The following is a 25,778-nucleotide window of genomic DNA, read 5'->3' on the forward strand; positions in this document are numbered from 1 at the left end:
TTACTCCCGTCCCACGCGGCGCGCTCCCATGCAAAACATTAGATCCTGGGCTCAGCGCAGGCTAATGGTCGTATTGACGCCGTCGTTGACGGTGTCGTCGTCGAACCAACGGGCGGTGACGGTTTTGGTCTGCGTGTAAAACTGCACGACCTGTTTGCCGTACGGACCGAGGTCGCCGAGTTTCGAACCGCGCGAGCCGGTAAAGCTGAAGAACGGCACCGGCACCGGAATCGAAATGTTGATGCCGACCTGGCCGATATCGATTTCGCTCTGGAATTTGCGCGCCGCCGCTCCGCTTTGCGTGAAAAGACCCACGCCGTTGCCGAACGGATTGCTGTTGACGAGCGCGATCGCATCATCGAGCGTGGCGGCATTCAGCACCACCAGCACCGGGCCGAAGATTTCCTGACGGTAGATCTCCATCTCCGTGGTGACGTCCGTGAACACCGTCGGGCCGATGAAGTTGCCTTGCTCGTAGCCGGGAACCTTCACGTCGCGACCGTCGAGCGCCAGCGTTGCGCCCTCTTTCACGCCTGTTTCGATCAGGCCGAGAATGCGCTGCTTCGCGGTGCGTGAGACGACCGGGCCGACGTCCGTACCCGGCTCATTGCCCGCGTTGACCTTCAGCGTCTTTGCTTTCGCGACCAGATCCGGCAGCCATTGCTGCGCCGCGCCGACCAGCACGATTACCGAGGTTGCCATGCAACGCTGTCCCGCTGCACCGAACCCCGCGCCAGCGAGAGCATTCAGGGTCTGCTCGCGGTTCGCATCGGGCAGCACCACGGCGTGATTCTTTGCGCCCATCATCGATTGCACGCGCTTGCCGTGTTCGCTGCCGAGGCGATAAACGTGCGTGCCCACCGCGGTCGAACCGACGAACGAAATCGCCTTGACCAGTTCATGCGTGCAGAGCGCGTCGACCACGTCCTTGCCGCCATGTACGACATTCAGCACGCCCTTCGGCACGCCGGCCGCGAGCGCGAGTTCGACCAGTTGCATGGTCGAGAGCGGATCCTGCTCGGAAGGCTTCAGCACGAACGTATTGCCGCAGACGATCGCCATCGGGAACATCCACAGCGGGATCATCGCGGGGAAATTGAACGGCGTGATGCCGGCGCATACGCCGATCGGCTGACGCAGCGTGTAGGTATCCACGCCACCCGCCACGTTCTCGGCGAATTCACCCTGCTGCAAGGTGCCGATCGAGCAGGCGTGCTCGACCACTTCAAGCCCGCGGAAGATATCGCCTTCCGCGTCGGGAATTGTCTTGCCCTGCTCGGCGCTCAGGGTCTTGGCGATCCGCGGCGAATGCTCGCGAATCAGCGCCTGGAACTTCAGCATGATGCGCATGCGTGCGCCGATCGGCGTGTCCTTCCACGTCTTGAACGCGGCATGCGCCGAGCAGATCGCTTCGTTCACTTCTTCGGCGGTGGCGAACGGTACGCGCGCCAGCACCTCTTGCGTGGCCGGGTTGACGATGTCGCGCCATTCGGTGGTTTTGGATTCGACGAACTCACCGTTGATCAACAGCTTGGCCGTGTTCAAGCCTTCATTGGACGCTTCGGTCACAGCATTCATGCTTTAACTCTTTTGGTTAGGTTCGAATAGGTCCGGTCGAACGCCGGACAACATAAAAAAACAAGGTGATCAGCTCGCCTATCGACTGCACGCGCTCCGCGGCGTTGCGGCGATACGTGACCACCTGACGGTAAGATCGGCCACTCGTTGCTATTCAACCCGTGTCCGCTTCAACATCGTGCAGCACAGCGTGGCGATATCTGGCACCAGCATGTAAGCGACTACATAGTGAGAGCGGCCACCGCCCACGGCCAGCAAGGCAGTTGCAATCATCGACGCGACTCCGCCTCCAAGCACACCCGCGATCTGCACCGACAACGAGATCCCGCTATCGCGGATCTCAGCGGGAATCGGCGAAGCGAACAATCGTGCCTCCGGCGCACAAAGAATCGGAAATACCACGCCTACGCCGAGCACCATCGCCCGCCAAACGATGACGGGATTGCGCGTTCCGAGCATGGCGAAGAACGGCGCCGTAAACAGGGACATGACGACAAGGTCTATCAGGAACAGACGTTCACCTTTCATCTCCCTCAGACCGGTGTAGGCATCCGATCGGCACCCCTTCCTCTGCCGCTTTCAGATGCCGATTCCAAGGTCGTTCTGGAGTTGAGATCACGTCTTCAATACAAACACAGGTAATTTCGGACATGATTCTGCGGATAACACTGAGTTCATAGCTTGAAAGGTCATTTTTGTTATCCCTTAATAACTCGCCAAGCGCGTCGGAGAGTCTGTGCAAATCTGCCGCAGTTCCCCAGGCAACTGGCCAGGCGATAAGCAGATAACACAAAGGTACTAACGCTCGCCTTTCGCACCATCGGTCAAACAGGATTTGGCACAGGTCATCCAGCCGTTCTGTATTCAATCGTGTTGCATAAGGCAAAGCGAATCCCCCCAGTGTCAGCTATTCTCATGGGAATGGTCCATGAAATTGTTAGCAATCCGTAGACCTCAGCCAATCTGGCCTTGGTCAAAGTCGGGTTCGCGCGCGCCCCGCAACAGAGTCTACCCTTGACGTAGTCGACCTCAATATATTCTCAAGCCGCAAGGTATTCCTGATTCTCAAAGCTAAAGTGATTTAATGTCGGGCAGGCGGTACCACGTCATGCGGGGGCAAGACAGGCGCTACTGGCCTTCATGTATCCGCACCCAGTAAAACGCTTCGCGAGTTCACGATGTTCTGTCTACCCATTGTGCTCTTTCAAAAACTCCCAGAACTCTGCCGCCGGAAGCGCCGAACTGACGAGAAATCCCCGGATCGGGTCGCACCCGGCCTCGTGGAGCACCTTTCTCTGATCTTCTGTTTCGACGCCCTGCGCGATCACGTGAAGACCGAGCGACTTGCACAACGCGACAACCGTTCCTACCAGCAGCCGCGCCCGCCCACCCGGATCAATGTCCAGATCGTGCACGAACGAGCGGTCGATCCTGATCGTATTGACGGGGTCCTCACTGACGCAAACAGCAATGACTTCACCCGGCTGTTGGTCCTTATGCGGCTGTCCGGCCCATCCGTGGCAAGCGGGGCGGCCACTGTCAAAGGCAGTCGTCGTGCAGGCCGATCGCGCTTACGATCACGAAAAATATCACAGACCACTGCACGCCAACGGCATTGCTTCGTACATTGCCCGTCACGGTGAACCGCGCGGCAGTGGCCTCAGAAAGACCCGGTGGGTCGTCGAGCGGACCTTTGCATGGCTGCACAACTTCAGGCGCCTGCGAATCCGGTCTGAACAACTCGCCGCAATACACAAGGTGCTCATGAAATCGCCCTGCATCGTCCGTTGGCGACAGCTTAAAAACTCATTGTGTTAGCGCTTCTTAAAGCAAGCACACGCGACAAAGATCAACGGTTCTCCGATAAATATATTTATTCAGCCACGGTACGAACGTGTACTCGTCGTATGCATTGCTGCCAATAAAAATACAGTGGGATAAAACATTCATCATGATAGCTCTACCTTTCCGCTAGATTTCAAAGACCCCGATTAACCACATCGTTTGCGCCTAACACGGTCACCACATCGACCTGCGCAAATCGGCCGTCGATCTCTTCCTTCTCACCCCCTAGCCCGCAGGGCATTTTTTCCTCCTCAAGCAGCACGTTCATATGGCCCCGGCACACGCTCGGCCACAGAATGGATAGAGCACCTGACTGTCACGACCGCCGCCCGTCTGGTTCTGCCCCCCTTCATTACGCAGGCGTCACTCAAGTACGTACAGCTGGCATGTGGAACTTCTCACTCCAATCAACTACGGAACGATACCGTATCGTCTCGACGTAAATGAACAATAGTCCCAAACTCGCGAAGAGTCAAGCCCGCTAGAAATCGCACCTTCATCGACCAGCTCATCCAGCCTTAGCGATAACGTTTCGCGACAGAGGCCGTGCGAGCGCGCAACTTCAAGATCGGACCGAAATGCGTCGTGGGACACGCGCGCGCTTGAAGGTGACACAACTTTGGCGGCGCCGTAGCACGCATGTGAGGCGATTTCGCCAACCCGAATTACGCTTTTAAATAACACACGGATTCGATAAGGACGGTCGTCGAATTGCCCTAACAGTCTCGCCGCGCCAATAGCTAGGCGAATCCGCGTTCACCAGATATCGAGGCGAGTTTCCAGGTGGCACCAAACAGTGAAAGCGACATCGGGCCAGCCCCGAGGTCGAGCTGCACTGCCCTGGCCAGCGCAAGCCCCAGGATTGTCGTCGCTTTCGCGCCACGTTTGGCGTTCAGAGGTCCAGCACGAAGCGACGCGCCGCAGAATACCCACCCATGTGGCCGTGGCTAAGCGCAAGCGCGTTGAGGATCGTCGTGCTCTGGACGCCGGACTCGAATCAGTCGCGCACCAGCTCGTGAAACGGTTCGATCATGGAGACGCAACTGGACGGAACCTTCGGATTGCGTCTGAAGGTCACCGCCAGTCCGACGTCGTCCTGCGAAGGTCAGCCAGCATCAAGCCAACCTCGAGCGAGCGCGACCCACCCTATGAAATCGGTAAGAGTGGGTTCGTGACGGTCGTTAAAATCATTCACCATTGAAAGCAATAAAGCGTTGTTCGTAATCGCCGTTTCTTTCAGCCCAGCGCTCTCCTTTGACACGCTCGACGAGGATTTCACCAGAAGGCGAGGTACCGTCACCAAGCAGTTGCATCACCTCAGCAACATAGTCCGCCAGCGGCATAGCCCTTGGGTCCGTCGCCTGATGTGGTCCACTTAACTCTGTTTGGACGTACGGCGGGATGAGTTCCAGCACCTCTACCGAGGTGGGCCGGAGCTGCACACGCAGTGACTGTAACCACGAGTGCAGCAATGCCTTGCTGGCGCAGTAGGTCGGGAAGTTGTTTCGCGGCACGAAGGCCAAGCCGGAAGTGGTTGTGATAATCGTCGCATCCGGTTGGCGCTTGAGTATTGGAAGGAGCGCCGCGGTCAGGTGCAGGGTGCTGACGATGTTAGTCTGGATGATCGAACGCGCGTCGGAAAGGTCAATATGATCAGCCGCGAGATCTTCCTGCCTCGAGACGCCTGCATTGCTGATTAAAATGTTAAGTTCGGGAAACTCCTTCTGGATGTTGGCGGCAAATTCGTCGAGGGCATAGGGGTCCTGGACATCGAGCTGCTTGCCGTGCATTCCTGGGTTGGCAGCAGTGATCTTGTCGAGAAGGGACTGACGGCGGCCTGCAACGATAACCTTGTTGCCAAGTTGGAAAAATGCCTCTGCAAGCGCGAGACCGATACCGCTGGTGCCGCCAGTGATGAGAATAGTATTACCAGTGAGATTCATAGATGTGTGCTCCCGTTGGACATCAGTAAAGCCGCTAGTTAGCCGAGAATCGCAGGCTTCAGTACTTCTTCGCACCACTCTCGAAAACTGGTCGGGGTGGTGTTCTCGGCGGTGCGAGGCTCCGCGTTGTCGAGTCCTTCGTCCTTCGCTCGCGCCATGTCTGTCATCCCCTGTGCCATTGCCTCGGACATCCCGAACTCGATGAACCGCGACTTGTAGGCCTCAAAGGGGATTTGCTGGAAGCGAACCGGCTTAGCCAGTACCTCCGACATGATTCTCGCCATGTCGCCGAAGGACAGGTCTTCTGGACCGAGGACAGCCACGCGTCCTTGCCCGCGCCAGGATGTATCGAGCAGTAGTTCGGCGGCGACAGCAGCGATGTCCCGGGTGGCGCAGCTCGGCATCTTGCGATCACCGGAAATAGGCGAAAAGAACATGTCCTGATTCTTGATGGCCGCTGCCTGTCGAAGAATATTGTCCATAAACGAAGGCATCGTCAAAGCCCGATAACCGACCGCGGTACTGGCAATCTGATCATCCATCGCGAGTGATGCCGTGACGTAACCTGCGTGAGAGGCGACGGGCGTCCCGCGGCCTAGGGCTGAGATTCCGACGACCCTAGCGATTGCATGGCTTTTGAACGCTTCGCATGCGGATCGGGTGAAATCAACGTAGGCCGCCTCAACGCTCTTCGCGCCGGGATCAGGGGGAAGCAGCCAGAACACGGAGTCAGCCCCGTCGAACGCTGTGTTCACCACTCTGGTATCGCTATGCGAGCCCTCTACGACCTCGACGCGATCACGTATTTCCAAAGAGAGACGCGACGGATCGCGTGCAATCATGCGAATAGGAGCGCCGGCGTCAAGAAGATGCGTGACGACCTGTTGGCCGATCATGCTAGTGGGCGCAGTAACTACGATCATGTGGAACTCTCCTGTATCGGTTTATGGCCGCAATCGGCGGCGTCATCGCGATCAAGTTACTCGATTGGTTAAAGACGGTCTATGTGGCAAAATCCATATTAATTTCGCGATCGTCCAGCGCGATCCATGTCGAGAACGGTTTGGCTGACTTGCGAGATGCCGCGACTTTGCTCGCTGAAGCCAGCCGATATTTCGCCCCATCAACCGTCTGACACGTTCCACCGCATCCTCGACTTCGTCCATCGACCGCACCAATTCGACTAACCAAAACGGCACAGGCGCCGGCCCCCCCACAACGAACTGCGCATACTGCCATTGAAGCCGCGGCGCAAGATTCCTGAAACGCCCCGTTCTCACCACTTTCCCCCGCGGACTACCCAACCTCTGGCACGTTCGCCACGAAATCTTTCGAAAATCAATTCAGCCTGAGCCATTTCCTTCCGGGTTGCCTGAGTTCTTACGCTCGCGAAACCGACTGCCTCCCTGTCAGATCTAACAGGGCGTGATGTTCTCGACAAGTTGTCTCATTTAGATCAACTCCCATTGAGGGCATCGAACATCTTTTCGTACACGCCATTGGTGGCGGCCCAGCGCAGCGTCTTAAGCCGCTCAACAAGGATCTCGCCGCGCGATGGAGCCGGAGCCTCAAGAGCCTGCATCACTTCGGTCACATTGTCGGCCAGAGCGATGGCGTTGGGGTCGGTCGCCTGCCAAGAACCACCCAGCTCGGTTTGTACGTAGGGCGGTGACAGCTCCAGAACTTCCACGGTACCGCGCAATTGCGAACGCATCGATTGCAGCCATGGGTGCAGGAACGCCTTGCTTGCAGAGTAGGTCGGATACTCGGTGCGCGGCACAAAGGCCAAACCGGGGGTCATAGTAAGAATGGTTGCGCGCGATTGCCGTCGGAGGGTTGGCAGCGACGCTGCAGTCAACTGGAGTACACCGACGATGTTGGTCTCGATGATCGACCGCGCCACGGAAACGTCGATATCGGTGATGGTCAGGTCTTCGGCTTGAGTAATGCTGGCGTTGTTGATTAGAGCGTTCAAGTCGGGGAAGCGTTCGCGCACACCGACAGCAAAGGTGTCAACGGCGCTCGAGTCTGCCATATCGACTTGCAGGCCTTGCATCCCGGGATGCAAGGCAACGATTTGGTCAATCAACTGCTGACGGCGCCCGGCGATGATGGCCCGGTCACCGCGCTGGTGGAGCGCTTCGGCCAGGGCGCGGCCTATGCCGCTGGTGCCACCGGTAATGCGGATCCCGTCGTCAGTAAGTTGCATGGGAATTCCTCCTGACACTCCACAATAGACGTCAGCTGAGCTACGATCTATATTGGAAAATCCACATTATTTCGTTAATCGTCCAAATTTGACTGATGGATCCCTTGTCAGACGTGCTCTCACTGTTGCGGCCCCGTAGCTACGTGTCGGCCGGATTCGACGCAGGCGGGGACTGGTCGATCCAGTTCTCCAGCCAACATGAGCGGATCAAGTGCTACGCGGTGATTTCCGGCAAATGTTGGTTGTCCGTCGACGGTGTGGCTGCGCCAGTACGCCTGAGGACGGGAGACTGTTTCGTGTTGCCGAGCGGGCGGCCTTTCCGGCTGGCGAGCGACATGAAACTACCCTCCGTTGATGCGGGTACGATCTTTCCGCCGGCGCGAGAAGGTGGTGTCGTTTCCTACATCGGCGGAGGGGATTTCTTTCTGGTTGGTAGCCGCTTTGCCGTCCACGGCACCCATGCCGGTATCCTATTAGCGATGCTACCGCCAATCGTGCATATACGTCGCGAATCCGAGCAGGAAGCACTGCGTTGGTCGGTTGAACGAATGATGCAGGAGCTGCGCGAACGCAGGCCTGGCGGGATACTGATCGCACAGCATCTGGCGCACATGATGCTGGTACAAGCACTGCGGCTGCATCAGGAGGAAGACGCCGCGATTGGACAGGGGTGGCTGTTCGCTCTCGCCGACAGACAGATAGGGACGGCAATCGCTGCCATGCATGAAGACCCGTCGCATCGTTGGACATTGCAGGACCTCGCGGAACGTGCCTGTATGTCGCGCTCGGCCTTCGCATCGAAGTTCAAGGAGACTGTTAGGGTATCGCCTCTGGAATACCTGACACGTTGGCGAATGCTTCTGGCAGCGGATCGGCTAGAAACGTCAGTAGAGCCGATTTCCTCTATTGCACAGGCCATGGGCTATGAATCCGAAAGCGCATTCTGTACGGCCTTTAAGCGAAATATGGGCTGCTCGCCCCGACAGTACGGACGCAGTCAACACCCGGGTTCCGCAGAACTGGTTACACAGGGATAGCGGAGTAGTTGACGCGGCCATCATGCGTTCAGATGGATTGAGTACGACCGCATTGCTCGCAGCCATTGCAAGTGTGATCGTACATACAGGCAGCGCTGCGCGCGATCGGGTCCGCGTAGCCGAAACGAAAGATTTCATCTCCCGGGTTCTGTGGTGAGCGTTCGCGACTGACTCAGTGCCGCGGACGAAGGTTTCGCTTAGTGCGCGCCTGAATCGCCGCCCACCGCCTTGCCTGCCTTCGTGATCCAGACGAGCGGAATGATCGCGAGAAAAATTAAAGCCGAGATGTAGAAGATGTCGTTCAGACCGAGCATCGCCGCCTGCGCATTCACGAGCGAATCGAATACGGCGTTGGATGCTGCCGGGTCGAGGTGCGCCCAGTTCCCGAGGAAGCCAATTAGGCGATCGTATTCGGGATTTCCCGGCATGGCCTGCTCAGTGAGCCGCACGTGATGCAATACGGTGCGGTTGTTCCACTCGTTCACAGTGAGCGACGTGCCGACCGCGCCGCATAATACGCGCACGAAGTTCGACAATCCCGCTGCGGCGGGAATCCTGCTCGGCGGTTGTCCCGTGAGAATAATCGCCGTGAGTGGCACGAAGAACATCGCCATCGGAATGCCTTGCAGCAGCGTGGGCAGCACGAGGTGCCATGTGTCGACCGACACGACGTAATTCGAGCGCATGTAGAAGACTACCGCGAAGCCGGCGAACGCCACCGTCGCGATTTTCCGCGCGTCCGAGCGCGGTAGCACCCGCGCAATCACTGGCGAGAGCAGCACTGCGAACACACCGAGCGGGGCAATGACGAGCCCCGCATCCACAGACCGGTAACCCAGATACTCCTGCATCCACTGCGGCAACAGCACGAGATTGCCGAAAAACACGCCATACGCAATCGAGATCGCAACGGTACCGCCAAAGAAGTTCCTCTGACTGAAGAGACGTAGATCGACGATTGGATGCTCCTCTGTCAATACCCAAATGAGGAAAAATGCGAAGCTCACAAGGGCCGCGAGTGTAAGCATAACGATGACCGGCGAGTCGAACCAGTCAAGGTCCTTGCCCTTGTCAAGCATGATCTGCAGCGATCCGACCCACGCAATAAGTAGGCCCAGTCCGACAAGGTCGATCGGCGACTTACGGATGGGCGTTTCGCGCGTGCGGTAGATCGCCCAGATCACTCCTGCGGCGAAGATGCCGACTGGAACGTTGATATAGAAAATCCACGACCAGCTGTAGCTGTCCGTGATCCACCCACCTAGCGCCGGTCCGGCGATCGGCCCGACGGTCGCCGTCATGCCCCACAACGCGAGCGCCGTAGCCGACTTAGCTTTCGGCCAAGAGCTAAGCAGAATCGACTGCGACATTGGGATAAGCGGTCCGGCCATGGCGCCCTGAAGCGCGCGTGCCACGAGCAGCACCGGAAGGTTCGGCGCAATGCCGCACAGCCACGATGCGAGTGTGAACATCGCGATCGCGCCGACAAAGAGTCTGATCTGGCCAAAACGCTGGCTGAGCCAGCCCGTCAGAGGGATGGACACCGCATTGGCCGCCGCGAAGACCGTGATGACCCACGTCCCTTCGTCGACCGAGACTCCGAGATTGCCCGACAGCGTCGGAATCGCGACGTTTGCTATGGACGAGTCAAGCACATTCATGAACGTCGCCAGAGCGACGACAAGCGTGCCGAGCATCAGCCTGCCGCCCGTGAGCGGCGGATGGATTGGAACTCCGGACGGTGTACTCACAACGCTCTCCCACGAAAGGCAAAAACACATCCTTCACAAAGCCGAATGGCGCGCACCAGAGCACGGTCCGCTAGCGCAATTCTCACAATTCACGATCCTTAGCGATGATGGGACGACTTCGGACGCAAACCTGCCTTCGATCTCGAGTCTTTTGGCAGGGTCCCCGGTCAAAAGAGGCGCCTAGACTCGACACTGGGATCGTCGGGTTGTGCAAAATCCATGGCGTGCGGTCACCTCCCCCGCGAATGGAAAGACTGGAAAATAATCGGCACTTTCCATTGATAGCGCCGCCGCGACCGCGCGCATCACCGACTCAAAAGTTCAACCCCATTTACCGGGCAATCAAGCGTTGCACTCGGCCAATGCTCTGGTTTAAGACTTTCCGGTGCGCCCGCATTTTTCTGGGTGGCATCGAACTGATGCACATGATTAAGAAGGGACAACTGAACGGTAGCGATAACGGTAGCGATAACGACCAGACTCCCGCCCAGCGGCTCTACTCGCTGATCTGTCAAGGATTCCATACCATATCGATTTTGCTTGTTCGGCGTTCTTTATTGCGACATAACCCACGGCAGGACCGCCCCCCGATCCACGAGTCATCGTCACACAGTCTGTCGACCAGACTGACGACAAGTTCACCGATTGCTCTTGCCGAGTCGGTAAGCGGGATGGCCTTCGACGAACAGAGCGCCAGAGTTCTAATAAGAGGCTGTCCGGTAACTGGTACCGCGCGCAACTCACCATTTCGCAACTCCATGCTCAAGGGCGCGGGCGGGATAAGCGTGGCACCTATATCGGCAAGCAACGCTGACCTGAGAATGGCTACCGAATTGATCTCCACGACCTGCGTCAGAGTTTGCCCAGAAGCACGTGCGGCGGCTTCGATCAAAGGCCGAACCCCATGCCGAATACCCGGCAAAATGAGCTTTTGGGCTATGGCAGCGTCGAACGCGATTGAGTCTGCCCCAGGAGAGTACTTTGAGTCCGGAGACGATACGTACATCAAGTTCTCTTCGAGGAGCCTGACCACGTCGAATCCATCCAGTTGACCATCGTCGAACAGAATCGCCAGATTTAGCCGTCCCGATCGTAATGGCTCAATGAGGTTACCGGTCAGCTCTTCCGTGAGCTGAAGGGTGACATTAGGATACGTAGCGTAGACCGTCTTCAACAAGGGCAAAGCCAACGCAGCAGAAACGCTTTGCGGAATTCCCAGTGCGACGGTTCCGGACAACTGGCCGCTGGCTTGACCGACGCTTGTCCTAGCATCAAGGACCTGCTTCAGAATAGCCTGCGCATGTGCATAAAATTTCTTCCCAGCATCCGTCGATTGAACACCTTGTCGGGTGCGTAGTAACAACAAGGCATGCAGTTCCTGCTCAAGGATCTGAATCTGATGACTTAGCGCAGGTTGGGCGACATGTAACGCAGCCGCAGCCCGCGAAATTGAACCATGGTCAACCGCTGCAACAAAGTATCTAAGCTGACGTAGTTCCATATATGAGCAGACGTTTCGTTCATCACGCAGCCGAAACCGCCTGAGAAATGATGGCTGTGATAGAACGATTTCGACCCATTCGCACACTTACTGGGTGCTAACGCGCGCAGCGTGCACTTCCTGGCGAGACTGATCAATACCTGACAGCGGAACAACATCGCTTGTTCGGTCGCAAATTTGGTCAAACAGACGGGCGACGCCTTCTGCCGCACCCGGTCCGTTGCCTACGTAACATCCGCCAGTCAGTGTGATATGCGAGGTCGAGTAGGCCCCCGCACCGGCACATAGAATCGTGCGCGTAGGTGCGCCCTCAGAAGCGAGATACAGCAGGCCGGGCGTAACACTCTCGGGAGTGAGCAGCGCCAGATCCTCAGCACTGTAGAGATCATTTGTCATGGCGGTTGCGGCACTCGGAGCAAGCGCGTTGACGCAGATGCCATATTTTCGGCCCTCTAGCGCAAGCGTCTGCATGAGCCCGACAAGACCAAGTTTAGCCGCGCTGTAGTTGGCTTGACCGAAGCTGCCGAAAAGACCAGACGATGATGTAGTCACTACAATCCTGCCGTAACCCTGTGACTTCATTATTTCCCAAACCGCATGCGTGCAATAGACACTGCCCATCAGGTGCACATCGATCACAAGCCGGAACTCGTCAAGCGACATCTTTGAGAATGTCTTATCACGCAGAATTCCTGCGTTGTTGATCAAGATATCGACCCGGCCCCACGCGTCTACCGTCCGAGCGACCATAGCACGCATGTCGGGCTCGTCAGTCACCGAGCCCCCCCAATGCAGCGCCTCACCTCCCGCGGCATTGATCTCTTCCGCTACGTACGCGGCGTTTTCACTGTTCGCGTCGTTGACAAGTACCTTTGCTCCGCGTGCAGCGAGTTGCAACGAATAATTGCGGCCGAGACCGCCGCCCGCGCCGGTGACGATGGCAACACGACCATCAAAACTTATAGAGCTCATCGATTACCTCTGCATTCCCTACCAACTCATAGCCCATCTATTAACCAACTTGAAAATCGATCAATGCTTGCAAGGCCTCTCCACTACCAAAGAACCCAATTACGCTAGGATCGCTTCCATCATGGTCCGAATCAGATGACTAGACGTACCTGCTCCGGCAGGTACATCGTTTCCCAAACGGTGACTATTACTTCCGCTTTTCCATGAATGCAATCAACGTTTCACGCCATCCAAACTTTCGACGCATCAGCTGCAAAGGCCGTGAAATTGGATGGTTCACTACCAGTAAGCGTCTCGACCTCATTCGTTACCCGGTCCTCCACTCCCTCCGCTATTGCGGTGTCCATTGAGGCTAGAATCCTCGCAAAGTGGGGATCGACACCTGCGCCCACGTGTCGACTGGCCAACTCGTCCTCATCAATCTTCACATGCTCCACCCGGAACCCGCATGCTCCGCTAATCAGTTCAGCCACTTCGTCGTAAGAAAGAGCTTTGGATCCCGTGACGATTACATCGCGATTGAGAGCGTCGCCGTTCACAAGAGCATGCGCACCTACCTTTGCAATGTCAGTTGCATCGACGAACGGAACCCTCCCATCGCGAGTCGCGGAATAGATGCGGCGTTCGTTGGAGATCGTGAAACGGTGATGCATTTCCGAAAAATTCTGCATGAACCAGGTCGGCCTCAGGACTGCCCACTCTGGAACGTTTTCAGCTAACCACGCGTGCACCTCGCCCATCATCGGGCCGCCCGCCTCAAGCGAAGATGCACTCAACAACACGTATCTTTTAACGCCAGCGGAAAGAGCCTGTTCGAGAAATGGCAACATTGCCGAGAGAGGAGTTGCCCCATCCATAGGCGCCACCAAATACACAGCACCGACGCCTTCAAGAGCATGCCGATAGGTTGCCTCATCTTTCCAATCGAAACGCACTGCATCGTGGCCGTGGCTCGCCTCTCCTGAGCGCGAGGCGATTCGCACAGCATGTTTTTCAGGATTCAGCAGCGAGGCTAAGCGTCGACCGGTTTTTCCGGTTCCGCCAGTAAGCAGAATTGTTGAATGAGCTGTCATGTTTAATCCTGATGTTGAAATTGGGTCACAGCGCCGTCCTTACCAATTGCGTCTAGCACGACAAGGGGATTCCAATAATCAACGTACCGAGCAATTAAGCCGTCGCGCACAGTAATAACCGAAATGTAGCGTTGATTGTATGGACGGCCAGACTCCAGACCTTTCCCGATGCAGCTAAACTCCAAGATTCGGACGTTCTCGTCTCCCGTTGTATGTACGGCACCCGGCTCAATCCCGTCAATCTGCAGGACGGTCCCAAAGCGTTGGAGATGAGCGCTTAGCGCCGCTCTGCCGTCAATCCGAGTGACCAATCCCGCCGGCGCGAACGGAAATTCAAAAATCACGTCAGGGGCGACCATATCGATGAACGTCAAAGCCGAGGCATCTATCAGAGGAGCGAGGCTCGCCTTCAAGAAGTTGGTGAAACTTGAAAGCTCTTCGGGACGGTTGGCGGTGTTCATTTAATTTCTTCCTTACGATGGAACGCAATGGTTCCGACGTAGTCATGGTAAAAGATAAATCGACGGAACGCAACAGTATCGTCGCAAATTAAAGATCGACCTTCAACGTTCGCGCGCAATAAAGGTGTTGTCGTCTCATCGATTCGATGTGGGCGACCGAGAACCATCTTTCATTGACAGAACGCATCGCACAACTCTTGAGCCAAAACGCCCACAGATTCGGCAATAGCTGTTCTGTCGCAGGACAACGGTCTGCCAGGTTGGTACGTGAAGATTGACAACCTGATCGACAACGCAAAATCGTAATCCGTCAGCGGCTAGGACGCTCAAGCTCCTGCGGTACTCGTTAGACGCAATGACAGATCACCTACCTATCCACTGATCTTGTGCCACACTTCAGAGAAAACTTGAGCGTGACCGTCTCGCAGCTCGGCAATCAGCTCCGCTTCGACACACGCGCCTGTCGGGAGTTGTGCGACTCCGAATGTACTGCGAGCGTGTTTTCCGGAAGGGCCAAAGATTGACTCAAACAACTCCGAAAAACCATTGCCGACAATGTGATGCTCTGTATACAGAGGACTACTATTCACTAGACACAAAACCTTTACGATTCGGACGATACGGTTAAGATCCCCAGTCGCCGCCTGCAGCGTGCCCAGCATGTCTGTCGCGACGCTGCGCGCCGCGACGACACCTTCTGCCGTCTCCATGTCCCGGCCAAGTTGACCGACCCACGGGACGCCACCGAGCTTGGCGATGTGCCCGGAGACAAAAAGCAGGTTCCCTGTCTGCACAAAAGGCGTGTACGCACCCATCGGGGTGGTCTGTAGATTCAACTCGATGCCCTCAGACCGAAGGCGTTCGTAGACTTGATTTTTCGCTTCCAATTTATTTCAATCCTCCATGAGGTTGAAAATGCGGTTGACTCTTCGAGAGACAAATTCCAGAGCGGCAATACCGCGATATTGAGTCTCGGCAGACACATCGCGTTGACTCGCTTCAACGTTTTTTTACGACATACATCGGATGCTGAAAAGCTTTTAATCAATGCTGAGAACAGCAAAGCTGGCAACTGCGAGTCTATGCATCCGATGACGACAGGCGGAAGCGTCACTCGACCGCTTTCACCATATCCTCGATCACCTTCTTCGCATCGCCGAACACCATCATCGTCTTGTCCATATAGAACAGGTCGTTGTCGAGGCCGGCGTAACCCGCGGCCATCGAACGCTTGTTCACGATGACCGTGCGCGCCTTATACGCCTCGATGATCGGCATGCCCGCGATCGGCGACTTCGGATCGTTCTTCGCGGCCGGATTCACCACGTCGTTCGCACCGAGCACCAGCACCACGTCGACCTGACCGAACTCGCCGTTGATATCGTCCATTTCGTAGACCATGTCGTACGGCACTTCGGCTTCGGCAAGCAGCACGTTCATGTGGCCCGGCATCCGTCCGGCCACCGGGTGGATCGCGTACTTCACCTCGATGCCCTTCTCGACCAGCTTGTCGGTGAGTTCCTTCAACGCATGCTGCGCACGCGCCACCGCAAGACCGTACCCCGGCACGATCACCACGGTTTCAGCATTGCCGAGCATGAACGAAGCATCGTCAGCCGAACCGGATTTCACCGGACGCTGCTCGGCTGACCCACCCGCCGCCGCCGCACCCGCCTCGTTACCAAAACCACCGAGAATCACGTTGAAGAACGAGCGGTTCATCGCCCGGCACATGATGTACGACAGAATCGCACCGGACGAACCCACCAGCGAGCCCGCGATGATCAGCATCGGATTGTTCAGCGAGAAGCCGATGCCCGCCGCCGCCCAGCCCGAGTACGAGTTCAGCATCGACACGACCACCGGCATATCCGCGCCGCCGATCGGGATGATGATCAGCACACCGAGCACGAACGCGATCAGCGTCATGATGATGAACGGCAGCCAGGATTGCGTGAGGAAGAAGATCACGCCGAAGCCGAGCATCCCGATCGCAAGGAACAGGTTGATCAGATGCTGCCCTGCATAGACGACCGGTGCGCCCTGGAAGAGCCGGAACTTGTACTTGCCCGACAGTTTGCCGAACGCGATCACCGAACCGGAGAACGTAATCGCGCCGACGAACGTGCCGATGAACAGCTCGACGCGATTGCCGTACGGCAGGAAGCCAGGAATCGGATTGTCCGGATCGACCAGACCAAAGGCCGACGGCTCAGACACCACCGCATACGCAATACACACGGCCGCAAGACCGATCAGCGAGTGCATCGCCGCGACCAGTTCCGGCATCTTGGTCATCTCGACGCGCGCCGCGACGAACGCGCCGATCGCACCGCCGATCACCAGCGCGACCAGCAGCAGGCCGAGCCCTAACCCAAGATTCGAGCCGAGCGCATTAGCCTGTTTGACGATCAGCGCGATGGTGGTGAGGATCGCAATCGCCATCCCGACCATACCGAAGGTATTGCCGGTACGCGCCGTCTTCGGATTCGACAGCCCCTTGAGCGCCTGAATGAAACAGACCGACGCGACCAGATAAAGCAGCGTGACGACGTTCAGACTCATTACGCGTTCTCCTTGGCCGTCTTGTCAGCGATGAGCTTCTTCGGCTCTTTCTTGCGGAACATCTCCAGCATTCGCCTCGTCACCAGGAATCCGCCGAACACGTTCACTGCAGCGAGCGCAACGGCCAGCGTACCGAAGAACTTGCCGGTGTCACCCACGGTGAGGCCTGCTGCAAGCATCGCGCCGACGATCACGATCGCCGAAATCGCGTTGGTCACGGCCATCAGCGGCGTGTGCAGCGCGGGCGTGACGTTCCAGACGACGTGGTAGCCGACGTAAATCGCCAGCACGAAGATGATCAGGTTGATGACGGTGTGGTTGATGACTTCCATCGCCGTTCTCCTCTAGGCCTTGCGCGTGACTTCGCCGTCGCGGGCCAGCAGCGTGGCCGCGACGATGTCGTCTGCGAGATCGATGTTCAGGGCGCCTTCCTTGGTGATGATCAGCTTCAGGAAGTCGAGCAGGTTGCGTGCGTAGAGCGACGACGCGTCGGCGGGCACCATCGAGGCCAGATTCGTATAGCCGACGATCTGTACGCCATGTTTCAGGACGACCTGATCCGCTTCGGTCAGCGGGCAGTTGCCGCCACGACGGCCTTCGTACTCGGCGCCGCGTCCTGCCGCGAGGTCGACCAGCACGGAGCCGGGTTTCATCGCCTGCACGGTTTCCACCGAGATCAGCGTCGGTGCGGCGCGGCCCGGGATCAGGGCGGTCGAGATCACGACGTCAGCCTGTTTGGCCCGTTCGTGGACCAGCGCCGACTGCCGCGCAAGCCACGAAGGCGGCATCGGCCGCGCGTAGCCGCCGACGCCCTGCGCGGCTTCACGCTCCTCATCGGTTTCGTAGGGGACATCGAGGAATTTGGCGCCGAGCGATTCGATCTGCTCTTTCACCGCCGGACGCACGTCCGAAGCTTCGATCACGGCGCCCAGGCGCTTGGCGGTCGCGATGGCCTGCAGACCCGCCACACCCGCGCCGAGAATCAGCACACGGGCCGCTTTCACGGTACCGGCTGCCGTCATCAACATCGGCATGAAGCGCGGGTAGAGCGTGGCGGCCAATAAAACCGCCTTATACCCGGCGATGTTCGCCTGCGACGACAGCACGTCGAGGCTCTGCGCGCGGGTGGTACGCGGGGCGGCCTCAAGCGCGAACGCGGTGACGCCCGCAGCCGCCAGCTTTGATGAGTTTTCGGTATTAAACGGGTCGAGCATGCCGACCAGCGTCGCGCCGCGCTTCAGAAGCGGCAACTCGGCATCGGTCGGAGACTGGACCTTGAGGACCAGATCAGCCCCAAAGGCGGTGGCCGCATCGACAATCTCCGCATCCGACTCCGCGTATTCGTTGTCGATATAGCTGCCAAGCAAGCCCGCGTCATGTTCTATCATCACCTGGTGACCTTGAGCAACGAGTTTCCTCACTGTCTCGGGCGTCGCGGCGACGCGTTTTTCACCCGCCTGCGTTTCGGCAGGAACTCCAATCTGCATTTTTCTATCCTTAAATGACCGTCTTTTCCGGACTGAGATGTCGAAAGCGTATCGCTGCTATGGGGAGGTAATCGAATCCCTTATCTCGCCCGCGCCTTTCACAGTTCGCGTCGTATGCACACTCTCGGACAGGAGCTCCCGCCGTTCGGCAATGCGATACGTACCATTGACTTTTGCACAATGGAATTTCACGACGCCCAATTCGCGCCAGAATCAATTGCGAATCTATTCGTTCGCGCGAAGGCGTATACTTCAAGCCCGAACGGACTACCGCGGCTAAATCACGTGTGCAGCGCATAGCCCAATGCATCCGTTGCCTCGATGAGTGGCGCATCGCTCCCAAAGGCAGCAACGAGAGCGGCAAGTGTGGTCCACCAGCGGCGTAGCTATAGCTGCGTCCCCCGTCGTAAACCAACTCCCTCCACTGCCGGACCCTTCTCATGTATCGGTTACTGCAGAACGCCAGATTGATCGGACGCTGATGTTGCACGACCGTCGACATTTCCTGAAAGTACATGGCGTTCTCAACGACTCAGAAAATCGGCAAACCTTTCGCGAAGTGCTCGCTTGTCGACCTTTCCGGTAGCGCCGACGGGAACCTGATCGACAAAAACAACATCGTCTGGAACCCACCAGCTAGTAAGCCGGGCTCCCAGAAATGCGCGTAGTTCGCTCGCGCGGACATCACTCCCTTCACGTAACTTAACAACGAGCAGCGGCCGCTCAACCCATTTCGGATGGACGCAAGCCACGCAAGCTGCCACTTCGACCCCCGGATGCTCTGCGGCCGCACGTTCGACGGTAATTGAGGAAATCCATTCGCCGCCCGATTTGATCAGGTCTTTCTTCCGGTCGGTCAGGTCGACGTAGCCGTCGCTGTCAATCGTGCCCATATCGCCAGTCGGGAACCACCCCTCCTGAAGCGGAGATTCATCAACATCGAAATATGAAGCCGCAACCCAACGGCCTCGAACCTGAAGTTCCCCACAGGCAGCGCCGTCGTGGGGCAGCGTGCGGCCCTCAGAATCGACAATTCGAACGTCTATGCCGAAAGGTGGACGTCCCTGCTTTGCCAACACCCGCAGTTGCTCTTCTCGGCTTAGCAACGCATGCTTAGGCAAGAGCGTCGCAGCTACACCGACCGGTGAAAGCTCCGTCATACCCCAAGCATGCACAACCTCAACGCCAAGAGCCCCGAATGCTTCGAACAGGCTCGGGGCCATGGCCGACCCACCGACCAACAACCGTTGAAGGTTTGCAAGTCCAAGCCGCTGTTCGTTGACGTAGTCAAGAATGCCAAGCCAGACGGTCGGAACACCAGCAGCGAACGTCACGCCTTCAGAGACGATCAGCTTGTGCAGCGAGAAACCATCGAGCCGACTGCCGGGCAGTACCAATTTCGCACCGACGAGAGCCGCCGCATAGATAAGTCCCCATGCGTTGGCATGGAACATCGGCACGACCGGCAGTATGATTTCTGACGCTGAGCAGTTGAAAACGTCCGGCAGCGAGATCGACATTGCGTGAAGTACAGTCGAGCGATGACTGTACATCACTCCCTTCGGAATGCCCGTCGTGCCGGATGTATAGCAAAGACAAGAACCTGCATTCTCGTCGAGTTGTGGCCATTCATACGCGTCGCTACCTGATGCCAATAAAGTCTCGTAGCACAGCAGTGGCAATCCGGAACCGACGGGTACACTTGCCTCGTCGGCCATACAGACCCACGCGCGCACGCCTTGACACAACGGAGCAAGTTTAACGACATGTTCGAACAACTCGACGTCGAAGAACACCACTCCGTCCTGAGCATGGGAAATCACATAGGCCATCTGCTCCAATGGCAGACGCGGGTTGACGGTATGGCACACCGAGCCACTTCCGGAAATCGCGTAGTACAACTCTAGATGCCGATAACTGTTGAAGGCGAGTGTACCGACACGCTCACCCTGCTCCACGCCAATCCCGGCGAGGGCGTGGGCGAGACGCCTGGCACGCACTTCACAGTCGAGCCAGGTGTAACGATGTACTTCTTCTTGATCAGGTCGGCTCGAGACTATCTCCACGTCAGAAAAGTAGCGCGCTGCGTGAGCGATGAGCTCCGATACCAGCATCGGCATCTGCATCATCTGACCTTTAACCTGCTTCACGTGACAGTCTCCTTGATTCGGTCGAATTCAGTAGATGAAACCCTCTCAACGTCCAGTCGCAACCCCTTTGCGTTCGCGCGTTGCGCACCGAAGTACCTCCTGATCGGTCAAAGAAGGCAGACATCGTCGAGGCTCACTGTCCGCCGGTACACATTCTTATTCAGCCACGGTACGAATGTGTACTCGTCGTAGGCGTGGCTGCCGACCAGAATCCAGTTATGCAGAACGTTAGGCATTTCAACCCCTTCTAGGAAAACCGAGGCCACTTTTTGCACTTCGAACCTTTATTGGTGGCGACGACTGTATGTCCTCGCAGAACCACACTTGCGAGAGCGGGCAGGAGGATCAGCGCACCCAACATATTCCACAAAAACATGAATGCGAGAAGCAATCCCATGTCCGCCTGAAACTTAATCGGGGAAAGTACCCACGTGCCCACGCCGAGTGCTAGCGTAAGGCCGGTCAAAACAATCACTCGCCCCGTCTGCAGCAATGCATGGCGATACGCTACGTTCAGCGATTCACCCTGCCGCATGCGCGCCAGTAGAATACTCATTACATAGAGGGCATAGTCCACACCTATGCCGACACCCAACGCTATGACAGGCAACGTCGCGACTTTTACGCTAATACCTAAGATCACCATCAGCGCTTCGCATAGAATGGACGTGAGGACGAGTGGTACCACCGCGCAGAACACTGCCCGCCATGAACGGAAGGTAATCATGCAGAGGATCACCACCACGCCGTAGACCCAGAACAGCATTTCACGACGCGCCTTTTCGACCACGATGTTCGTCGCAGCCTCGAAGCCAGCATTCCCAGCCGCCAGAAGGTATCGCGCAGCCGGAGTTGGATGCTGCGCGCCGAACGTTTCGACTGCGTTGACCATACCCGTCAGGGTGTTGGCTTTGTGGTCGGTAAGATATGCCGTCAGGGTCAACATGTCGCAACTCTCGTTCATCATTCCGCGCGGCATCTGCGCGGCGAACGAGTTGAGCATTGCCTGATTGCGGACCAGTTCATACCACTTCGGGTTGCCTTCATTCATCGCCACGGACAATTTTCTGTCGAGCCCTGCAAGCGACGACGTTCCCGCCACACCAGGCAGTTGCCCCAGAATCATTTCCAACGCGTCTACCTGAGCCAAAGTATCGTAGTCGGCACATCGCCCACTGGGAGTTTTCACCATGACCGCGAACACATCGTTGCTCGCGCCGTAGTGTCGATTGACGTAGGTAACATCAAGGTTGTAGCGGGAATTCGCGCGCAATTCGGGGGCGCCAGGATCGACGTCGCCGATGCTCAGATGCTGACTCACCACGAAGCCCGCGAGGCCCAGCAATGCGCCCACCATGATGGTGCTCAATGCCCAGCGGCGATCAGCAAAACGTTGCAGGAGAGTCCATACACGGTGTTCTTCCTTTACTTCAGACGCAAGACTGCGGGCGGCAGCGGTCCCGCTCACACCAACGAAACTGAGCAGAATAGGCAGCAGCAACAGATTCGTAAAAACCAACACCACGACGCCAAGACTGGCAATGAGCGCGAGGTCGTCGATGATGGGTATGCGGATAGTCGTCAAGACCGCGAAGCCGACGGCGTCGCAAAGCAACGCGGTCAATCCTGCCAGAAAGAGCCTGCGAAACGTGAAGCGCGCGGCAACGAGGCGATGCGCACCTCGCCCGATGTCCTGCATGATCCCGTTCATTTTTTGCGCACCGTGGCTGATGCCTATGGCGAACACCAGAAATGGAACCAGAACGGAATACGGATCAAGCGGAGAGCCAAGCCAACCGAGCACGCCTAACTGCCAGACAACGGCGACGAGCGAACAGGTGATAACGAGTGTCGTGCTGCGAACGCAACGCGTGAACCTGTAAAGAAGCGTCGAGGTAATGCAAACCGTCAACAGAAAAAACGCGAAGACAGCTCGAAGCCCATCCATCAGGTCGCCGATGACTTTCGCGAATCCGGTAATGTGAATCCTGACACCTTGCGACGCAAAGCGAGTTCGGATGTTTTCCAGAGATGTCGAGAATTTCGCATAGTCGAGCGACGCCCCGGTCTGCTCATCCTTCGACAGTATCGGCACAAAGATGACCGACGAACGCCCATCGCTTGCGACCAAATGCCCAATCTCGCCTGAACGAGCCACGTTCGTCTTTAGCAGACCCAAAGATGCAGGCGAACCGTTGTAGGAATCCGGTATGACCGGACCGCCGTCAAGACCTTCTTTGGTCACGCCGACCCACCGCGTGCTGGGCGTCCACAGCGACTTCATAAAAGGGCGGTCGACCCCCGGAAGCAGAAATATCTCGTCGTTTATCTTCTGCAGCGTTGCAAGATAGTGCGCGGAATAAATGCTCTCACCCTCAGGCGCCTCGACCACAATCCGAACCGTATTGCCCAGCGATTTTAGATCGTCCTTGTTGTCGCGGTAGTTTCGAATGAACTCGTTATTGGACGGAAGCGTCTTGTCGAAGCTCGCCGCAATGGTGAGATGCCGCGCCTGAAAGCCGAGGAATGCGGTGACGAGTGCGAATAACAGCAGCACAATTTTTCTATGATTGAAGAGCAGCCGCTCAATCAGCGAGCCAGACCTATGGTCGAACGGTATTTGTGCTGCGGCCGAAGTTTCATGTTCCGTTTCGAAAGATCGATTGTTCAACGTTGCTCTCCTTTTTCCGCCGGTTTCGCGATTGGTTGCGACGCCGATTTGGAGGAATTCACGACAGAAGTAACGCCGGCTCCGCCGAACCCGGCGGTGACTAGACTTCCGTCTCTTACGACGGCGACCGCGGTCGCCAATGTTTGGGGTGCGCTCGTAGCTCGCCTTGTGAAGTTTCTACCGTCATCGACGCTCGCCCACACGATGCCGTTCTGGTCGACTGCCAAGAGATCGCCGTGTGGGCCAACCGTCGATTGGATGATTGAAGCGCTATCCAGTCCCGTGGAGTGTTCGAAAGTCATCGACGTCACATCGAGACTGAACCCTTGTCCCTCCAGTCCTCCGATGAATACCCTACCCGACGGCAGAATTGACATCGTGAAATAGCTTCCCGCATACGGCGTTTGAATGCGTTCGAAGGTGCGCCCGCCGTCAAGCGAGCGGGCAAAATAGCCCCGTTCGCCTGCCAGAAAAATGGATGAGCCCCGCGAACGAACCGCATACAGATGCATGCCTGCGGGATTGGGAACCCGGCCGACCCAGGATACCCATGTCGCGCCCGCGTCTTGGGTATGAAAAATCAGACCATAGGCACCCACCACAGTACCCTCTTGCGCGCTGCTGAAGGAGAGCGACAGTAGTGGTTTATCAGGGCCTTCGTGGACGAGGCTTTCCGCCGCCCGCATTCTTGCTTTACCGGCTGCGTCATTGGGCGCAGCCGACAACGCCTCGCGCGCCGACTCCCATTCCAGCTTCGCCTCAGCGCGGCCGTCGAACTGCTTGGTCCACGAGCGACCACCATCCGTTGTATGCAATATGACGCCGCTATGGCCGAGTACCCAACCGTTCTTCGGATCTGCAAAGGCCACCGTGGTGAGCGTCACACTCACGGGGCTTGGCACCTGATACCACCTGCGGCCGTCGTCATTCGACACCAAGACGGTGCCTCGCGAGCCCACTGCAACTACCGCTGCACCCGCTGTAGCGACATCGAGCAACACTGCGGCGTGAGTATTGCCGATCTCCGCTGCGTGTCTCACCAGCGGATCAGGCAGTGGCTCGCCTTTTACCGGCGACATGCAGATAAAAAGGGCTACGGCCGCCGCACGAGTTCGCTGCACTATCAAGCCGCGGCGGCTGCGCATATGAGTGTGGAAGGTAAACAATTATTGCACCTGGTTCGCGGCGAGCCCATCCGGGCTGTACATGTCGAGCGGGAAGCGTTTGGGGAATGAGATCTGCACTCTCTGCTCGTTCATCAGGCCATTCGCGTACCACGCTCCCGTCAGTAAATCGTACAAGCCGAATGTTCCTGCCACCACGCCAGGCATGTCGGGTACGTCATAAGTCAGGTGCCAGTAAGTGCGCCACAGCTGACTGTGCGCGTCCCAGCCGTCGGCGAGCAGAATAATCCATGAGTCCTCGTCCGAATAGAAGCGTCGGTGCGGCAAACTATGACGCATTCCGCTCTTTAACGTGGCATCAACCACCCAGACACGATGTAGTTCCCACCGCACGTGATCCGGATTTAGAAAGTGGGCACCAAGCATGTCTCTGTTCTGCTTCGGCTGCAACGCCCGGTTTTCGTTGTAGGGGACGTAAATCTCCTTTTTGCCGACGATTTTCCAGTCGTACCGATCCATCGCTCCATAGAACATCGCAACCTCATCGATGTTTCCAAGCCCGTCGGCGACGGGGTTCGGCGTATCGTAGTCCGCGACAGGCAACTTTCGAACACGCCGCTGGCCCGGCAGGTAGGCCCATGCTTGTGTGCTCTGCCCACGATAATCCAGCGGTTCTGTGAATAGGAGTGCCTCTCCAGCATGCAATGGCGGCCCCGACGTCTCCAGGACCTGCTTGAGGAAGCGTTCCGGCGATTTGCTACGATCGGCTTCCTCGAAATAGTACGGACGGACTTCCTTGTCATTGCCCCGTGACAGCAAAACCTGCTTGTTGTCCGTGGTTACCGCAACCGCATCGATGTTGTATTCGATGGCGTCGCTCTGCCACCGCAACTGGTGGTTCCACATCACCTGCACGCCCGATTTCGGGATGGGAAATGGGATTCCACCGAAGGCACCGGTCAGGGTATCCCCATCGTTTGCCACCTTCGCGCTCATCGCATTCTTCGCGACGTTCGCGTACACCCAGTCAGGCGCGCAAGCCGTGCGATGAGTCGGATAGACATCCATACGGTAATCCGGATATTTCGAGAAGAGGGCCAACTGCCCGTCGGTCAACGCGTCCTTGTATTCGCCCAAGTTCTTCGCAGTAATCGAAAAAAGTGGCTTTTCGTTCGCGAAAGGATCCGGCCTACGGCCTGAGACGGAAGCCGCCTTCTTGTTGTCACATCCGGTCCACGCAGGAATCGTTCCGCTCTTGTTGCCTGCCCTTTCGGCGCCCACCGGTGTCAAAGTCGTTTTCAACGCCTCGGCTTCCTGTGCCGAGACCTCCGCGACGCTTTCCCGCGCTAAACACAGCAGCATCACGATAGAGGCCGCACTGAGAACCTTGCTTGCGTTCATGGATGAACTC

The 25,778-nt window shown here is 57.3% G+C and carries 22 protein-coding genes and 3 pseudogenes; 4 read left to right on the forward strand and 21 right to left on the reverse strand.

The genetic code is table 11. The features are described from left to right. Nucleotides 1–51: 51 nt before the first annotated feature. The 3 genes and pseudogenes from P3T25_RS26935 to P3T25_RS26945 form a co-directional block, all read right to left on the reverse strand. The gene (locus P3T25_RS26935; protein ID WP_429359665.1) at nucleotides 52–1,578 is read right to left on the reverse strand and encodes a CoA-acylating methylmalonate-semialdehyde dehydrogenase; all 1,527 of its coding nucleotides are present in this window, start codon (nucleotides 1,576–1,578) and stop codon (nucleotides 52–54) included. Between the two features lie 150 nt (nucleotides 1,579–1,728). Further along, nucleotides 1,729–2,094: pseudogene (locus tag P3T25_RS26940) on the reverse strand (MFS transporter); the annotation flags it as partial. Nucleotides 2,095–2,765: 671 nt separating this feature from the next. Next, nucleotides 2,766–3,050: an EAL domain-containing protein gene (locus P3T25_RS26945; RefSeq protein WP_429359727.1), complete on the reverse strand. Its 285-nt coding sequence runs from the start codon at nucleotides 3,048–3,050 to the stop codon at nucleotides 2,766–2,768. Here P3T25_RS26945 and P3T25_RS26950 point away from each other — a divergent pair. Then, nucleotides 3,027–3,396 (forward strand): annotated as a pseudogene (locus P3T25_RS26950) (transposase); the annotation flags it as partial. The gene P3T25_RS26945 and the pseudogene P3T25_RS26950 sit on opposite strands and share 24 nt — an antisense overlap. Before the next feature lie 160 nt (nucleotides 3,397–3,556). Here the strand turns inward: P3T25_RS26950 and P3T25_RS26955 are convergent. From P3T25_RS26955 to P3T25_RS26965, 3 genes are all read right to left on the reverse strand, one after another. Further along, nucleotides 3,557–3,691, reverse strand: a complete 135-nt coding sequence (locus P3T25_RS26955) for an NAD(P)(+) transhydrogenase (Re/Si-specific) subunit beta (RefSeq protein ID WP_429359667.1) — start codon at nucleotides 3,689–3,691, stop codon at nucleotides 3,557–3,559. A 919-nt stretch (nucleotides 3,692–4,610) separates the two neighbouring features. Beyond that, nucleotides 4,611–5,366, reverse strand: coding sequence for an SDR family oxidoreductase (locus tag P3T25_RS26960; protein WP_429359669.1), 756 nt, complete (start codon nucleotides 5,364–5,366; stop codon nucleotides 4,611–4,613). Between the two features lie 38 nt (nucleotides 5,367–5,404). Then, nucleotides 5,405–6,289 carry an NAD(P)H-binding protein gene (locus tag P3T25_RS26965; RefSeq protein WP_429359671.1) on the reverse strand — a complete coding sequence of 295 codons (885 nt, stop codon included), beginning with the start codon at nucleotides 6,287–6,289 and terminating at the stop codon, nucleotides 5,405–5,407. Nucleotides 6,290–6,312: 23 nt separating this feature from the next. Between P3T25_RS26965 and P3T25_RS26970 the strand changes: the two genes are divergently transcribed. Next, a complete protein-coding gene (locus P3T25_RS26970) occupies nucleotides 6,313–6,501 on the forward strand; it encodes a hypothetical protein (protein ID WP_429359673.1) in 189 nt (62 codons plus the stop codon). A gap of 321 nt (nucleotides 6,502–6,822) precedes the next feature. On the opposite strand, the gene P3T25_RS26975 is transcribed toward P3T25_RS26970, so the two are convergent. Continuing rightward, nucleotides 6,823–7,575, reverse strand: coding sequence for an SDR family oxidoreductase (locus tag P3T25_RS26975; protein ID WP_429359675.1), 753 nt, complete (start codon nucleotides 7,573–7,575; stop codon nucleotides 6,823–6,825). A gap of 95 nt (nucleotides 7,576–7,670) precedes the next feature. Here P3T25_RS26975 and P3T25_RS26980 point away from each other — a divergent pair, with 95 nt between their 5' ends. Further along, entirely contained in the window at nucleotides 7,671–8,612 is a 942-nt protein-coding gene (locus P3T25_RS26980) for an AraC family transcriptional regulator (RefSeq protein ID WP_429359677.1), read from the forward strand. A 197-nt stretch (nucleotides 8,613–8,809) separates the two neighbouring features. Here the strand turns inward: P3T25_RS26980 and P3T25_RS26985 are convergent, their stop codons facing one another. Continuing rightward, on the reverse strand, nucleotides 8,810–10,309 hold the full coding sequence (locus P3T25_RS26985) for a DHA2 family efflux MFS transporter permease subunit (RefSeq protein ID WP_429359729.1): 1,500 nt from the start codon (nucleotides 10,307–10,309) through the stop codon (nucleotides 8,810–8,812). A 386-nt stretch (nucleotides 10,310–10,695) separates the two neighbouring features. Here P3T25_RS26985 and P3T25_RS26990 point away from each other — a divergent pair. After that, nucleotides 10,696–10,872 (forward strand): annotated as a pseudogene (locus P3T25_RS26990) (IS6 family transposase); the annotation flags it as partial. A 2-nt stretch (nucleotides 10,873–10,874) separates the two neighbouring features. Here the strand turns inward: P3T25_RS26990 and P3T25_RS26995 are convergent. The 13 genes from P3T25_RS26995 to P3T25_RS27055 form a co-directional block, all read right to left on the reverse strand. Then, the gene (locus P3T25_RS26995) at nucleotides 10,875–11,864 is read right to left on the reverse strand and encodes a LysR substrate-binding domain-containing protein (protein WP_424104039.1); all 990 of its coding nucleotides are present in this window, start codon (nucleotides 11,862–11,864) and stop codon (nucleotides 10,875–10,877) included. 87 nt (nucleotides 11,865–11,951) lie between these two features. After that, a complete protein-coding gene (locus P3T25_RS27000; RefSeq protein WP_429359680.1) occupies nucleotides 11,952–12,836 on the reverse strand; it encodes an SDR family NAD(P)-dependent oxidoreductase in 885 nt (294 codons plus the stop codon). Nucleotides 12,837–13,057: 221 nt separating this feature from the next. Continuing rightward, a complete protein-coding gene (locus tag P3T25_RS27005) occupies nucleotides 13,058–13,909 on the reverse strand; it encodes an ergot alkaloid biosynthesis protein (protein WP_424784445.1) in 852 nt (283 codons plus the stop codon). A 2-nt stretch (nucleotides 13,910–13,911) separates the two neighbouring features. Next, on the reverse strand, nucleotides 13,912–14,370 hold the full coding sequence (locus P3T25_RS27010; protein WP_424784444.1) for a nuclear transport factor 2 family protein: 459 nt from the start codon (nucleotides 14,368–14,370) through the stop codon (nucleotides 13,912–13,914). A gap of 371 nt (nucleotides 14,371–14,741) precedes the next feature. Beyond that, nucleotides 14,742–15,257, reverse strand: coding sequence for a RidA family protein (locus P3T25_RS27015; protein ID WP_424784443.1), 516 nt, complete (start codon nucleotides 15,255–15,257; stop codon nucleotides 14,742–14,744). Nucleotides 15,258–15,480: 223 nt separating this feature from the next. Then, nucleotides 15,481–16,935 (reverse strand): NAD(P)(+) transhydrogenase (Re/Si-specific) subunit beta, encoded by a 1,455-nt coding sequence (locus tag P3T25_RS27020; protein WP_429359683.1) that lies wholly within the window; start codon nucleotides 16,933–16,935, stop codon nucleotides 15,481–15,483. Continuing rightward, nucleotides 16,935–17,267 (reverse strand): NAD(P) transhydrogenase subunit alpha, encoded by a 333-nt coding sequence (locus tag P3T25_RS27025; RefSeq protein WP_028198874.1) that lies wholly within the window; start codon nucleotides 17,265–17,267, stop codon nucleotides 16,935–16,937. The genes P3T25_RS27020 and P3T25_RS27025 overlap by 1 nt, the downstream gene beginning before the upstream one ends. A 12-nt stretch (nucleotides 17,268–17,279) precedes the next feature. After that, nucleotides 17,280–18,422 carry a Re/Si-specific NAD(P)(+) transhydrogenase subunit alpha gene (locus P3T25_RS27030; RefSeq protein ID WP_429359685.1) on the reverse strand — a complete coding sequence of 381 codons (1,143 nt, stop codon included), beginning with the start codon at nucleotides 18,420–18,422 and terminating at the stop codon, nucleotides 17,280–17,282. A 524-nt stretch (nucleotides 18,423–18,946) separates the two neighbouring features. Further along, nucleotides 18,947–20,551, reverse strand: coding sequence for a long-chain-fatty-acid--CoA ligase (locus P3T25_RS27035; protein WP_429359731.1), 1,605 nt, complete (start codon nucleotides 20,549–20,551; stop codon nucleotides 18,947–18,949). A 128-nt stretch (nucleotides 20,552–20,679) separates the two neighbouring features. Beyond that, nucleotides 20,680–20,808: a hypothetical protein gene (locus P3T25_RS27040; RefSeq protein ID WP_429359687.1), complete on the reverse strand. Its 129-nt coding sequence runs from the start codon at nucleotides 20,806–20,808 to the stop codon at nucleotides 20,680–20,682. Between the two features lie 11 nt (nucleotides 20,809–20,819). Next, nucleotides 20,820–23,243, reverse strand: a complete 2,424-nt coding sequence (locus P3T25_RS27045; RefSeq protein WP_429359689.1) for an efflux RND transporter permease subunit — start codon at nucleotides 23,241–23,243, stop codon at nucleotides 20,820–20,822. Next, nucleotides 23,240–24,409, reverse strand: coding sequence for a WD40/YVTN/BNR-like repeat-containing protein (locus P3T25_RS27050; protein ID WP_429359691.1), 1,170 nt, complete (start codon nucleotides 24,407–24,409; stop codon nucleotides 23,240–23,242). The genes P3T25_RS27045 and P3T25_RS27050 overlap by 4 nt, the downstream gene beginning before the upstream one ends. Further along, nucleotides 24,410–25,768, reverse strand: a complete 1,359-nt coding sequence (locus tag P3T25_RS27055) for a DUF1329 domain-containing protein (protein ID WP_429359693.1) — start codon at nucleotides 25,766–25,768, stop codon at nucleotides 24,410–24,412. It lies immediately after the preceding gene. Between the last annotated feature and the right edge of the window lie 10 nt (nucleotides 25,769–25,778).

This window comes from Paraburkholderia sp. GAS32 (genome assembly GCF_050434225.1).
GTDB lineage: Bacteria > Pseudomonadota > Gammaproteobacteria > Burkholderiales > Burkholderiaceae > Paraburkholderia > Paraburkholderia madseniana.

Bases quoted from the DNA above. Each gene is read 5' to 3' on its own strand.
- P3T25_RS26995 (WP_424104039.1), bottom strand. From the start codon at position 11,864: ATGGAACTACGTCAGCTTAGATACTTTGTTGCAGCGGTTGACCATGGT.
- P3T25_RS27040 (WP_429359687.1), bottom strand. From the start codon at position 20,808: ATGCCTAACGTTCTGCATAACTGGATTCTGGTCGGCAGCCACGCCTAC.
- P3T25_RS26935 (WP_429359665.1), bottom strand. From the start codon at position 1,578: ATGAATGCTGTGACCGAAGCGTCCAATGAAGGCTTGAACACGGCCAAG.
- P3T25_RS26970 (WP_429359673.1), top strand. From the start codon at position 6,313: ATGGCCGCAATCGGCGGCGTCATCGCGATCAAGTTACTCGATTGGTTA.
- P3T25_RS26955 (WP_429359667.1), bottom strand. From the start codon at position 3,691: ATGAACGTGCTGCTTGAGGAGGAAAAAATGCCCTGCGGGCTAGGGGGT.
- P3T25_RS27005 (WP_424784445.1), bottom strand. From the start codon at position 13,909: ATGACAGCTCATTCAACAATTCTGCTTACTGGCGGAACCGGAAAAACC.
- P3T25_RS27035 (WP_429359731.1), bottom strand. From the start codon at position 20,551: ATGATGCAGATGCCGATGCTGGTATCGGAGCTCATCGCTCACGCAGCG.
- P3T25_RS27025 (WP_028198874.1), bottom strand. From the start codon at position 17,267: ATGGAAGTCATCAACCACACCGTCATCAACCTGATCATCTTCGTGCTG.
- P3T25_RS26960 (WP_429359669.1), bottom strand. From the start codon at position 5,366: ATGAATCTCACTGGTAATACTATTCTCATCACTGGCGGCACCAGCGGT.
- P3T25_RS27055 (WP_429359693.1), bottom strand. From the start codon at position 25,768: ATGAACGCAAGCAAGGTTCTCAGTGCGGCCTCTATCGTGATGCTGCTG.
- P3T25_RS27010 (WP_424784444.1), bottom strand. From the start codon at position 14,370: ATGAACACCGCCAACCGTCCCGAAGAGCTTTCAAGTTTCACCAACTTC.
- P3T25_RS27030 (WP_429359685.1), bottom strand. From the start codon at position 18,422: ATGCAGATTGGAGTTCCTGCCGAAACGCAGGCGGGTGAAAAACGCGTC.
- P3T25_RS26980 (WP_429359677.1), top strand. From the start codon at position 7,671: ATGGATCCCTTGTCAGACGTGCTCTCACTGTTGCGGCCCCGTAGCTAC.
- P3T25_RS27020 (WP_429359683.1), bottom strand. From the start codon at position 16,935: ATGAGTCTGAACGTCGTCACGCTGCTTTATCTGGTCGCGTCGGTCTGT.
- P3T25_RS26985 (WP_429359729.1), bottom strand. From the start codon at position 10,309: ATGCTCGGCACGCTTGTCGTCGCTCTGGCGACGTTCATGAATGTGCTT.
- P3T25_RS27000 (WP_429359680.1), bottom strand. From the start codon at position 12,836: ATGAGCTCTATAAGTTTTGATGGTCGTGTTGCCATCGTCACCGGCGCG.
- P3T25_RS26975 (WP_429359675.1), bottom strand. From the start codon at position 7,575: ATGCAACTTACTGACGACGGGATCCGCATTACCGGTGGCACCAGCGGC.
- P3T25_RS26965 (WP_429359671.1), bottom strand. From the start codon at position 6,289: ATGATCGTAGTTACTGCGCCCACTAGCATGATCGGCCAACAGGTCGTC.